Raw genomic sequence first — 12,421 nt, 5'->3', positions numbered from 1 at the left:
AAACGGAGTGCGACGACTCGACAGCGGAGGGTAGTGTTCACGAAGTGCAACACCCCCCCGAAAGGATTGAACATGCTTGACCTCCAGGTGCAGGTTCGTGACCTCCAGACCAGGGTCGCGGCTCTCGAGTCTCGTACAGTGAGTGGCGTGTCAGACATGAGCATCGCCGAACGCTTCACCGCCCTGCACGACCGCGTCAGCGACGTCGGGCAGAACATCCTCGCCAAGATCGACACCCTCGACAAGAAGATCGACATACGGATCGAAGAGGTCCGGATGGAGATGCGGGCAGGCTTCGCGCAAGTCGACCAGCGGTTCGAAGCCATGGACCAGCGGTTCGAGGCGATAGACCAGCGATTCGAGCGGGTCGACCAGCGGTTCGAGGCCATGGACCAGCGGTTCGAGCGGGTCGACCAGCGGTTCGAGGCCATGGACCAGCGGTTCGAGCGGGTCGAAGGGAGCTTGACCGAGATCAAGGCGATGCTCGTCGGCTTGGGCGCGCAGGCGCCCGGGAGCCGGGTCAACTGAGCGGGTGAGGCCCGGAGCGGACACGCTCCGGGCCTCGATGTCGCGGCTGGGTGGTGGTTACCGCTTGACGCGGACGTAGTCCCTGCGGCTGGTGTCGCCCCAGGTGTCGTCGTCACCGCGGAAGACGAGCTTCCACCAGCCCGACTTCCAGCCCTTGACCTTGGTGTAGACCTTGCCGCTGTCGTTGGACCAGGTCGACTTCACGTACTGCCACTTGTGCGAGCCGGCCGGCTTGAAGTAGAGCCGCACCTTGCCGGAGTAGCCCTCCCAGGAGCCCTCGTCGTCGACCTGCAGCTTGCCGCGGAACTTCACGTACTTGCCGCGCTTGACCGGCTCCGGGTAGGCGTTGAACTTGATCAGGCGGGTGTCGGCCTTGTCGACCTGCACCGGCGGCGGGGTGGGCTGGACGACGCGGACCCAGTCGGGGCCGCTGGCCGAGCCGTTGATCCCCTTGGTGCCGGCGTACTCCGCGCGCCACCAGCCCGAGGTCTCGGCCGTGGTGGAGGCCCAGAAGCGGCCGTCGCGGCCGGTCACGTCACTGGCGACCCACTGCCAGCGGTCGGTTCCGGGCGCCTTGAACACGATGTTCACGCGCTGGCCGGGCAGCGAGCGCCAGCCCTCGGCCTGGAGGGCGCCGGTGAAGGTGAGCTTGTCGCCCTTGTCTACCGGCTCGGGATGGGCGTCGAACCCGACGATCCTGCTGTCGCGGTCGCGGCGCTTGACGTCGACCCTGTCGGTGTCGCTGACGGAGGACCTGGCGAACGCGTCGCCGCCGAACTCGGCCCGCCACCAGCCGGTGGCCTCGGCCTTCACGTGGGCGGAGAACCAGCCGTTGGCCGCGGTCGTCGACTTGGCGACGTGCCGGTAGGCGTCGGTGCCCTTGGCGCGGAAGGTGATCGTCACCGACTTGCCGCCGTAGCCCTTGCCGTCGGCGAGGAGCCGGGCGGAGACCCTGATCCGGTCGCCTCTGTCGACCAGGTCGGGGTTGGCGTCGAAGTCGACGATCTTGGTGTCGAGTGCCTTGCGGACCTCGAGCGTGCCGTTGACGGACTTCTCGCCGTCGCCGTGGGCGATGGCGAGGAAGCTCCACTGGCCGGCGTTCGCGGCCTCGAAGGTCTTGGTGCCGGTCCACTTGGTCCACTGACCGAACGGCTTCGGCGTCAGCGCGACCTGGCCGCCGACGCTCGCGCCGGGCGGCTTGAGCTGGAGCTCGGCCTTGCCGGCGTCCTTCGTGGTGAACGAGAACGTCGCCGTCACCGGCTTGTCGAAGACGACGATCGGCGATGCGGGACTGACGGCTACGGGGGAGATGGTCGGCGCTTTGGCCGTGGCCGACGCGGGTGTCGCCAGGACGAGTGTCCCGGCGCCCATCGCCAGCACGAGGGCGGCCGCGCGCATGCGTCGTAACATGCGGGTTCCTTTCTGGTGGAGACCCCAGTGGTTTCAACGCGGCATTGAGGGTGCCACGCGTATCTATCTCAGTAGACGTATAAATCGCGCTAATGGTTTAGAAATCTGACAAGCTGTTATTGATCGCTGTCAATAGGATCGGTCCAATTTACCGGTGACCCCGGACCGGCAGACGTGGACCGCTCCAGGGAGACATAATCGGTTTTGTGGCGCGCGACACTGTTGAGACTCACTTCACCCAGACGGTTGCGACGCTCAAGGCGGGCGCGGCCCGAGATCCCGGGCAGCCCCTTCGCGAGGGCGGTCCGCTGACCGGCGAGCAGTGCCGCAGGCTGTTCCAGCGCCAGCTCGACAGCCGCATCCTCGACATCGCGGCCCGCTGGCTCCGCGAGCAGCAGCAGGGGCACTACACGATCGGCTCGGCCGGGCACGAGGGCAACGCGGCCGTGGCCGCCGCCCTCCGGCCGGACGACCCGGCGCTGCTGCACTACCGTTCGGGCGCCTTCTACCTGACCCGGTCCGAGCAGGCCGGGCGCCTGCCCGAGCAGGGCATCCGCGACGTCCTGCTGGGGCTGACCGCCTCGTCCGAGGAGCCGATCGCGGGCGGCCGGCACAAGGTGTTCGGCCATCCCGACCTGGCGATCATTCCGCAGACCTCGACGATCGCCAGCCACCTGCCCCGCGCCGTCGGCGTGGCCTTCGCCATCGAGCGGGCCCGCGCGCTCGGCGTCCCCGCGGCCTGGCCGGGCGACGCGATCGCCGTGTGCAGCTTCGGTGACGCCTCGGTCAACCACGCGACCGCGCTGGCCGGCTTCAACACCGCCGCCTACGCCACCCACCAGGGTCAGGCGATGCCGATCCTGTTCGTGTGCGAGGACAACGGCCTCGGCATCAGCGTGCGCACGCCCAAGGGCTGGGTGGAGTCGGCGGCACGGCGTCCCGGCATCGCCTACTTCTCCGGCGATGGCTGCGACCTGGCCGACGCGTACGATGCGGCGACGCGGGCGGTCCATCACGTGCGCACCCACCGCTCCCCCGCGTTCCTGCACCTGAGCATGGTCCGGCTGATGGGCCACGCCGGCTCCGACGTCGAGGCCGCCTACCGCGGCCAGCGGGAGATCCGCGCCGACCTCGAACGCGACCCGCTCATCGCCTCCGCCCGCCTGCTCGTCGAGGCCGGCCTGATCACGCCTGACGAGTTGCTCAGGAGATACGAGCTGTCGCGCGAGCACGTGCTGCGCATCGCCCTGGAGACCACCCGCACCCCACGGCTGGGGTCGGCCAAGGAGGTCATGGAGCCGCTGGCGCCGCGCCGCGCCGACATGATCGCCAAGATCAGCCCGGTGGCCGCCGAGAGCACGGTCAGGGAGCGGGCGTTCGCCGGGGCGCTGCCCGAGACGGAGCGGCCGTTGACGCTGTCCCAGTCGATCAACCGCACGCTCGCCGACGCGCTCGCCGTCTACCCCGAGATGATGGTCTTCGGCGAGGATGTCGGCCGCAAGGGCGGCGTCTACGGCGTGACCCGGGGCCTGCAGAAACGCTTCGGTGGCGGCCGGGTCTTCGACACGCTCCTCGACGAGCAGACCGTCCTCGGGCTGGCGCTGGGCGGCGGGGTGTCCGGGCTGCTGCCGGTGCCCGAGATCCAGTACCTCGCCTACCTGCACAACGCGCTCGACCAGATCCGTGGCGAGGCCGCGACGCTGTCGTTCTTCTCCCAGGGCGCATACGTCAACCCGCTGGTGGTCCGGGTCGCCGGCTACGGCTACCAGAAGGGGTTCGGCGGCCACTTCCACAACGACAACGCGGTCGGCGCGCTGCGCGACATCCCCGGCCTGGTCATCGCCTCGCCGTCGCGCCCCGACGACGCGTCGGCCATGCTGCGCACCTGCCTGGCCGCCGCCCGCACCGAGGGGTCGGTGTGCGTGTTCCTGGAGCCGATCGCGCTCTACCACACGCGTGACCTGTTCGACGAGGGCGACGGCGGCTGGCTGGCGCCGTACGCCCCGCCGGCGCGGTGGCGGGAGACCCACGTGCCGATCGGCCGCGCCCGCTCCTATGGCGACGGCCGCGACCTGACGATCGTGACGTTCGGCAACGGGCTGCGGATGAGCCTGCGGGCCGCGGTCCGGTTGACACAGGAGGGCTACAGTTGCCGGGTCCTCGACCTGCGGTGGCTGGCGCCGCTCCCGGTCGACGATCTGCTGCGGGCGGCCGAGCTGACCGGCAAGGTGCTGATCGCCGACGAGACCCGCCACACCGGCGGCGTCTCGGAGGGCATCGTGGCCGAGCTCGTCGACGCCGGCTTCACTGGGCAGATCGCGCGGGTGACGTCGGCCGACAGTTTCATTCCGCTGGGGGCCGCCGCCGATCACGTGCTGCTGTCGGAGGAGGAGATCGAACAGGCCGCTCGCAAGCTACTCGGCTGATTATGCAACTTGTCGCATAATGACTGCATCTGTTAACAAAGCCGAAACGCTGGTAGTTTAGGGAGCGCTCCCAATAGATCTTGGGCGAGGTGCATCGTGACCGATTTGCCCACGCTCGCACAGGTGGCAGCGGCAGCCGGTGTATCCCCGGCGACCGCCTCTCGCGTATTGACTGGCACCGTCAGGGTCAGCACCTCGACCCGCCGCCAGGTCTACGAGGCGATGTCACGTCTGGGCTACGTGCGCCACCGGGCGCCCCGGGGCGCCCCCGCCAGGCGGACGACCGGCGGCGTGGCCGTGGTGATCTGTGACCACCTCCACCGGCTGTTCTCCGACCCCTACTACGCGCGGTTCCTGTCGGCCGCCGGAGAGGTGCTGGCGGAGCACGGCGTGCCGCTCATGGTGACGACGGTGCCTCCGGCCGGCCCCGGCGCCATGCCCGCGCTGGCCGGGGCCGCCGACGGGGTGCTGCTGATCGGCGCGCGGGAGCGGCATCCGCTGGCCATCACGCTGTCCACCTCGGGCATCGCCGTACGCGGCATCGGCCGCCCGCCCGACGACGTGAAACTGCCGTACGCCGACGTCGACAACCACGACGGCGCCCGGCAGGCGGCCGAGCATCTGCTGCTCGGCGGGCGCCGGGCGGTGGCCATGATCGCCGGGCCGCCGCCGCTGCCCGCCGCGCAGGACCGGCTCGAAGGGTTCGTCCACATGCTCCGGCGGGCCGGGATCGGCGACGTGCCCGTGGCGTACGGCGACTTCAGCATGCCGTCGGGCACGCACGCGATGCAGTGGCTGCTGCGGCGCGCGCCCGCGCTCGACGCGGTGTTCGCGGCGTCCGACCTGATGGCGGCCGGGGCGATCCACGCGCTGAGACGGGCCGGGCGCAGGGTGCCAGACGACGTGGCGGTGATCGGGTTCGACGACGCGCCGGTGGCGCGGCGGACCGTGCCGGCGCTGACGACCGTCCGCCAGCCCGTGGAGGAGCTCGCCGCGCTGGCCACCCGGCTGTTGCTGGCCGGCACCTCCTCGGTCAACCCCGTCCTGCCCGCGGAGCTGATCGTCCGTGAATCAGCATGAGCCGGGCGATGTCCTGGCCCGCCGGTACGTGCTGCTCGACCTCATCGCCGCGGGCGGCACGTCGGTGCTGTGGCGGGCCCGCGACCGGTCCCTGGACCGGCTCGTCGCAGTGAAGGTGCTGCAGGACCAGCGCGAGCTGGCCCGCAAGGAGGCCAGGACGACGGCCCGGCTGTCCCATCCCGACGCGATCGAGGTCTACGACTACGGCGAGACGGTGACGGCGCGGGGCCGCGTGGCGGCCTTCGTGGTGCTGCGGCTGCTGGACGGGGAGCCGCTGGCGGAACGGCTGACGCGCGGGCCGCTGTCCTGGACCGAGGCCGCCGGCACGACCGCCCGGATCGCCCGCGTGCTGGAGGCGGCGCACGCGCAGGGCATCGTGCACCGGGACGTCTCGGCGGAGAACGTGCTGCTGACCGAGGGCGGGCCGAAGCTCCTGGACTTCGGGATCGCGGCGCTGGCCGGGGATCCCGACGACGAGCGTGGCACGCCGCCGTACGTCGCGCCGGAGCGGCTCACGGGCGCCCCGGCCCATCCGGCGGTCGACGTGTACGCCCTGGGCGTGCTGTTCTTCCAGATGCTCACCGGCGCGACCCCGTACCCGGAGACCACCTGGGAGCAGTTGGAGACGGCGAGCAGAGCCGGGCCCTGCCCTCGGCCGCCGGGCGTGCCGGGTGACCTGGCGGAGCTCTGTCAGCGCTGCCTCGACCCGGCGCCCTCGCGGCGGCCCAGCGCCCGCGAGGTGGCCGACCAGCTGGGGCAGACGCTGGGCCGGGCCAGGTTCCGGCACCGGGTGCGGCACGGCCTGGCGCTGATGGCGCTGGGCACGGTGGCGGCGACGATGCTGTGGGCCGGGCCGGTCGGCGACCAGGGGCGCCCGGCGGGCCCGGCGGCGCTGCCCGAGCCGCGACGCACGGCCGCCGAGCTCCCCTCCTCGGCGCCCCTGGCCTCGCCGGCGCCGCTGCTCTCGTCCACGCCTCTGGCCTCGCCGGCGCCGCTCGCCTCGTCCACGCCCTCCGCCTCGCCGGCGCCGCTGGCATCGTCCACGCCGCGGAACACCCTCGCGGCGAGCGCCGTCCCCGAGGTGCTCGACCGGTTCCGCGTCCAGCTGGCGGAGGCGGCGCGGGCTCAGCGGATCAGGTCGGACGTGGCGCTGGACCTGCGCCAGACGCTGGCGAACGGCACCACCCCCCAAGGGGTCGCCGACCTGCGGCGAAAGCTCGACGACCGGTTGCGGGAAGGGGCCGTCGAGCTTCGCCTGCACGGCGAGCTCGACGCGTTGCTGGCCGAGCTCGCCGTGGTCGTCCGGAGCTGAGTACGTCCGGACCTGAGTCATCCCGAACCGGGTCGTCCCGAACTGAGCGGACGTACGGCTACGGTGTGCGGGCGCACGATACGGCGGGTGCCGGGTTCGTGCCGGTCCAGGTGCCGAGGAAGCCGAACGTGGTGCTCGCGCCGGGTGCCAGAGCGCCGTTGTAGGTCTCGTTGGTGACCGTGTAGGGGCTGGTCGTCTGGTTGGTCCGGCCGTTCCAGACCTGGGTGACGGTCTGGCCGCCGCCGAACGTCAGCGTCACCCGCCAGCCGGTCGTGGCCGTGGCGCCGGCGTTGGTCACGATGACCTGGCCCTGGAAGCCGCCACCCCAGCTGCCCGTCTGGGTGTAGGCGGCCGTGCAGCCGCCTCCGCCGCCGCCTCCGGTCGTGGTCACCGTGACCGTGTTGGACACCGCCGAGACGTTGCCCGCCGCGTCCCGCGCCCGCACCTGATAGCGATACGTCGTATTCGCCGACAACCCCGCATCACCGAACGACGTCGAACCCGACGACCCCACCACTGCGAACGCCCCCGACACACCGGCACGCAACACGTCATAACCCACCACGCCCACATCGTCCGACGACGCCGACCACGACAAACCCACCCCACTCGCCGTCACCCACGAAGCGGCCAGACCGCCCGGCGCGCTCGGCGGGGTGGTGTCGCCCGGGACTCCGCCGGTGCTGTAGCCGAAGGTGTCGACGGCGAGACCGACGCCGCCGACCCATGGCTCGAACCCGGCCTGGACACTGGTCAGGTACCAGGACCGCTGGGCGTAGCCGCGGCTGACAGCGTCGCCGTAGAAGGTGTCCACGGCGAAGTCGATCGAGGTGGCGGGCGCGGTCCGGACGTAGGAGACGACGTTCCAGCCGATGTTGCCGAACCACACGTCCCACGTGCCGCCCGCCAGGTTGACCGTGGCCACCCGCGAGCCGACGGGCTGGACGGAGCCGGTGCGGTGCAGCCAGATCATCAGCTCCGCGCCGGTGTTCTGCCCGTCGGTGCGGGGCGTGGGGTCGAACCACAGGTCGTAGGCGGCGTCGTACACGCCGGAGCTCGGATACCTGAAGGTCACGTTGGTCCGCACGCCGGCGAACCGGGCGTCGCTCGCCTGCATCGGCAGGCCGCTGCCGGTGGAGCAGACCGCGTAGTGGCAGCCCGCGAAGACGCTCGGGTAGGAGCCTGGGGCGCCATTCTGCGGCTTGTCGTGCACGGCCTGCGTCACCGTGAAGCCGGTGTCGGTGACGTCGATGCACTGGGTGGTGTCGTCGCCCCAGTTGTTGTTCTGGACGACGTACCTGCCGCCCTGGATGGTGGTCGAGCCCCACTTCTCGCAGATCACGACGTCGGCGTGGGCCGGGCCGGTGAGCATCGCCGTGGCGGCGACGAGGGTGGCGAGCGCGGCCAGGATGCGCGCGATCATGATGTGACCCCCTGACAGGCGTAGCCGGACGGCACGGAGGTGTCGCCGCCCGGGCGGGCGGCCTGGAAGCCGAAGCCGGCGGTGGCGTTCGGCGCGATCGTCCCGTTGTAGGAGAGGTGGCGGGCGGTGACGGTCTGCCCGCTCACCGATACGGCGGCGTTCCACGAGCCGGTGACGGTGTGGCCGGCGGGGAGCGTGAAGGTCACGGTCCAGCCGTTGATCGCCGAGCCGCCCGTGTTGGTCACGGTCACCGGCTGCACCACGTAGCCGTTGCCCCACCGGCTCTGTACGGTCGCCACGGCCGTGCAGCCGCCTCCGCCGCCGCCTCCGGTCGTGGTCACCGTGACCGTGTTGGACACCGCCGAGACGTTGCCCGCCGCGTCCCGCGCCCGCACCTGATACCGGTACGTCGTGTTCGCCGACAACCCCGCATCACTGAACGACGTCGAACCCGACGTCCCCACCGGCGCAAACGCACCCGACGCACCGGCACGCAGCACGTCATAACCCGTCACACCCACGTTGTCCGACGACGCCGACCACGACAGACCCACCCCACTCGCCGTCACCCCCGAGGCGGCCAGACCGCCCGGCGCGCTCGGCGGGGTGGTGTCGGAGGAGCCGCCGTAGATCGTGGCCTCACGGGCCGTCGCCCGGATGCCGTTCGCGCCGTTGAACAGCCGCTGCCCCCACGAGGTGAGGTTGGCGGCGTTGAACGAGGTGACCTGGTCGAGGTACTCGACGCCGCCGCCGTTGCCGCTCCACGACCAGCCGAGGTAGCCGATGCCCCGGCTCTGCGCCTGGGCCATGATCGTGTCCTCGTCGGGGTCGCCGTCGGAGTGCAGGTGGCCGAACTCACCGATGACCAGCGGCAACCCGGCCGTCTGGAAGGCGTCCAGGTAGGCGGTGATCTCGGCGGCCGTGTCGTAGACGCCGTACATGTGGATGGAGAAGACGGTGTTCTTCTGCGGATCGGCGTTGAACACCGTGCTCGCGTTGTCGCGCATCACGCCCTGCCAGTCCTGGCCCCAGTTGGGGGCGTCGACCATGAGCAGGTGCTGGAACCCGGCGCCCCGCATCCGGGTGATGGCGGCGGAGGTGGCCTGCGTCCAGCCGGGGGTGACCGCGTTGTTGCCGACCGGCTCGTTGCCGAGGTTGATCACGATGTGGTTCTCCTGGCCGGTCAGCACGCTCTGCAGCCCGATCCAGTACGTGACCGCCTGGTCCAGGGTGTAGGCGCCGCTCTGCTCGCCGTAGCCGGTGGTGTCGTGGTTCTCCAGCACGCAGATGAGCCGGTTCTGCTTGCACAGGGAGACGACATTGGCCACGTCGGAGGCCGAGTTGGCCGTCCACCTGCCGCCGCTGAGCACCACGCGGACGGTGTTGGCGCCGAGCGACTTGACCCCGGCGAAGGAACTCGTCTCGCTGGGATACCAGGTGTGCGCGTGGCTGGTGCCGCGCATGACGAAGGCGCTGCCGTTGGCCTCCAGGACGCGGGTGCCGCTGACCCGCAGGCCCACCGCGGCGGCGGCGGACTGCGGGACCAGCAACACGGCGCCCACGAGAGCGAGGAGCGCGAGGAGTCTCGTGGTCATCTGACGGTCATCCGTTCGGGAAGAGGCTGCCGTAGTCGGCGGCGGCCATGGCGATGTCGGCCTGCGCCCAGAACCGGTGGTAGCTGAAGGACGGCGCCGGGCCGGTGCCGTTCAGGTACGCCTGGACGGATCCCCAGGCGGGGTCGTTCTTGTAGAAGGACCTGATGTCGAGGAACGTCTTGCCGGAGCTGATGACGTCGCCGTTCGGCATGGTGCCGGAGTAGCCCGGAGGGACGTACAGGCCGGTGTCGGTGGCGTCGTCGTGCGGGTCGTCGAAGCGGTTGTAGTCCGCGCGGGTCTCGCTGACCGTGGCGCCCTTGGCGTCCTTGTGCGACAGGATGCCGTCGATCAGGTTCTTGGCCGCGCTCTTAGCGGTGGCGCTGCCGGACTTGGCGGCGTACCAGGTGAGCGTCCTGGCGTAGGCCGCGGCCACGCCGACGTCGTCGGTGTGGTTGACGACGGTGACGTGCAGGCCCGGGTTGGCGGCCGGGCCGCTGCCGCCGCCCGAGTAACTGGCCGACGGGGCGCCGGACCAGGTCATGTCGTTGGGGATCCGGTAGCTGTTGTTCGCGCCGAACGTGGTGTTGGCCAGCGCCCACGGCACCCACTTGTCGAGGATGGCCTTGGCCTTGGCGTCACCGGTCACGTAGTAGTACTCCGCGACCCGCTCCAGCGACCACGCCTGGAACCCGAACCACCGGTTGCTCGGCGGGTCGTGGAAGACCGGCTGGTGGTCGTAGGCCCAGCCGTGGAAGGTCGGCGTGCCGGCCGGGGGCGTCTGGTAGTCGCCGTTCCAGCTGTTGGTGGCGCCGCCCGCGATGCCGCCCTCGGCCGACTGCAGCCACAGGTAGGAGTCGAGTTGCCTGCCCAGGCTGGTCTGCCAGTCGGAGGCCGCCGTCGCCGACCGCGGACGCAGCGACGAGGGGCCGGCCGGCGACAGCACCCAGGCGGCCAGCGGGTTCTGGTAGCCCTGGTGCCAGGAGCTGGAGCCGATCCGCCACGCCCACGAGCCGCCGATGTCGCCGCCCCAGGAGTAGTACCAGGTCAGCATGTACGACGAGCTGCTCTTGCCGGTGCCCGGGGTGCAGGAGGTCGAGGTGCAGCCCGGGTTCTTGAAGTACTTGTCGTAGAAGGCGTACCTCAGGTGGTCGCCCATCTTGGCGGCCTTGGCCATGGTCGCGCTGACCTGCGACTGGTTGCCCTGGGCCGTCGCCCAAGTCAGCGCCCAGTAGGCGGCCTGCACGGCGCGGGCGTCGGCGTCGGGGGCGTTGGTGTAGCGCCACTGGTTCGCGCCGCCGCCCTGGATGAACAGCGGCGGGTAGCCGGCGCCCGGCTGCCCGAAGCGCCCGGTCTCACACGACGGATGCGGCACGGTCTCCCACACCGACTCCTGCGGTCCGCGCTGGTAGGTGTTGATGTACGTGACGCGCTTGGTGTCGTCGCCGCACTCGCTCAGGCCGCTGCCCCTGCCGGTGCCGTAGCCGTACACGTCGTCCACGTCGAGCAGCCAGTGCATGCCGTACACGAGCCGGTTGCCGTAGGTGCTCTGCAGTTCGTTGGCGAGCGGGTCCTGACCCGCCACGACGCCGGTGTTGAGCGCGACCGGGTAGCCGCTGGGCTTGGGCCGCTCGGGCGCGTAGTCGGCCGGGTCGTTCGGGTTGTAGGTGGCGGAGCCGCCCGGCTGCCCCGCGGCGCTCGGGATGATGTACTGCTCCATCACGTTCCAGGCGTTGTTGAACGGCGTCCAGTTGCCGGTCACGCGGCCGTACTGCGCCTCCAGCCACAGCCAGAAGCTGAACGCCTCCGAGGTGGTCTCGTGGCCGTGATCGGGCGCCTCGACCATGAGCGTCTCGACCGAGTGGTACGGCACGCCCTCCGGTGAGAAGTAGCCGTTGGCCGGGTCCTTGAGCTTGTTGTACTGGGTGGTGAACTCGGTCAGGTAGCTGTTCTGGGGCGCGTCGTCGTCGGCTTCGGTGGCGGTGACGGTGACGCTGGTCAGGCCGGTGGAGGCGACGGTGATGGGCCGGCTGCCGTTGGTGGTGTCACTGTCCTCGGCGGCGGCGACGGTGACGTTCTGCGGGATGTTCCAGTTGGCGGTGGTGAAGGTCAGCGACGCGCCGGAGGTGATGGTGAGGCTGGTGTCGCCGCTGCCGGCCGTGGAGGTGACGGTGACGTTCGCCGTGGGCTGCGCGGCGAGGCGGACGGAGAACGTCGCGCTGGAGCCTTCGGGCACGGTCAGCACGGTGGGGGCGACGACCAGGGCCTGCTGCGTGGAGCCGGTGACGGTGAACGACGTCGTGGGCGTGGTCGTGGTGAGCGCCGGGTTGCCGTCGTCCACGGCCCGGGCCTGCGCGGTGTGGCCGCCCGCGGCCAGGCCGGTGGCGCCGAAGGTGTAGGGCGAGGTGGTGTCGGTGCCCACGAGGACGCCGTCGACGAGGAACTCGACGCGGGCCACCGCCCCGCCGGGGTCGCTCGCGGTGGCGGCCAGCGGCACGGTGCTGCCCGACGGGTAGGAGGCGCCGGCGCCCGGGCTGGTCAGGGTCACTGTGGGCGGGGTGTTGGCACCGGTGCCGCCGCAGGTGACGCCGTTGATGGCGAAGGTGGCGGGGTTGGTGTTGGTTCCGGTGTAGGTGCCGTTGAAGCCGAT

General features: G+C 71.0%; 8 protein-coding genes. 4 read left to right on the top strand and 4 right to left on the bottom strand.

Annotated features, from left to right (window positions below; genetic code table 11):
* Positions 1–147 precede the first annotated feature (147 nt).
* Positions 148–528, top strand: a complete 381-nt coding sequence (locus AC5L3X_RS28665; RefSeq protein ID WP_494861023.1) for a hypothetical protein — start codon at positions 148–150, stop codon at positions 526–528.
* A gap of 57 nt (positions 529–585) precedes the next feature.
* On the opposite strand, the gene AC5L3X_RS28660 is transcribed toward AC5L3X_RS28665, so the two are convergent.
* Positions 586–1,938: a hypothetical protein gene (locus tag AC5L3X_RS28660; RefSeq protein WP_494861021.1), complete on the bottom strand. Its 1,353-nt coding sequence runs from the start codon at positions 1,936–1,938 to the stop codon at positions 586–588.
* Positions 1,939–2,144: 206 nt separating this feature from the next.
* On the opposite strand from AC5L3X_RS28660, the gene AC5L3X_RS28655 reads away from it, so the two are divergent.
* The 3 genes from AC5L3X_RS28655 (at position 2,145) to AC5L3X_RS28645 (ending at position 6,756) form a co-directional block, all read left to right on the top strand.
* Positions 2,145–4,364: a thiamine pyrophosphate-dependent enzyme gene (locus AC5L3X_RS28655; protein ID WP_494861019.1), complete on the top strand. Its 2,220-nt coding sequence runs from the start codon at positions 2,145–2,147 to the stop codon at positions 4,362–4,364.
* Between the two features lie 96 nt (positions 4,365–4,460).
* Complete coding sequence (locus AC5L3X_RS28650; RefSeq protein ID WP_189126969.1) at positions 4,461–5,444, top strand: LacI family DNA-binding transcriptional regulator; 984 nt, start codon at positions 4,461–4,463, stop codon at positions 5,442–5,444.
* A complete protein-coding gene (locus AC5L3X_RS28645; protein WP_494861017.1) occupies positions 5,431–6,756 on the top strand; it encodes a protein kinase domain-containing protein in 1,326 nt (441 codons plus the stop codon). Before AC5L3X_RS28650 ends, AC5L3X_RS28645 begins: the two co-directional genes overlap by 14 nt.
* Positions 6,757–6,814: 58 nt before the next feature.
* Here the strand turns inward: AC5L3X_RS28645 and AC5L3X_RS28640 are convergent, their stop codons facing one another.
* The 3 genes from AC5L3X_RS28640 to AC5L3X_RS28630 all read right to left on the bottom strand — a co-directional run.
* Complete coding sequence (locus AC5L3X_RS28640; protein WP_494861015.1) at positions 6,815–8,179, bottom strand: GH12 family glycosyl hydrolase domain-containing protein; 1,365 nt, start codon at positions 8,177–8,179, stop codon at positions 6,815–6,817.
* On the bottom strand, positions 8,176–9,774 hold the full coding sequence (locus tag AC5L3X_RS28635; RefSeq protein ID WP_494861013.1) for a cellulase family glycosylhydrolase: 1,599 nt from the start codon (positions 9,772–9,774) through the stop codon (positions 8,176–8,178). The genes AC5L3X_RS28640 and AC5L3X_RS28635 overlap by 4 nt, the downstream gene beginning before the upstream one ends.
* A 7-nt stretch (positions 9,775–9,781) precedes the next feature.
* Positions 9,782–12,421 (bottom strand): glycoside hydrolase family 48 protein (locus AC5L3X_RS28630; RefSeq protein WP_494861011.1); only part of this gene is annotated, 2,640 nt, incomplete at its 5' end.

The organism is Nonomuraea sp. CX421, from assembly GCF_059358955.1.
The sequence above is the reverse complement of the archived record's forward strand: the minus strand, read 5'-3'. Positions and strand labels throughout refer to the sequence as shown.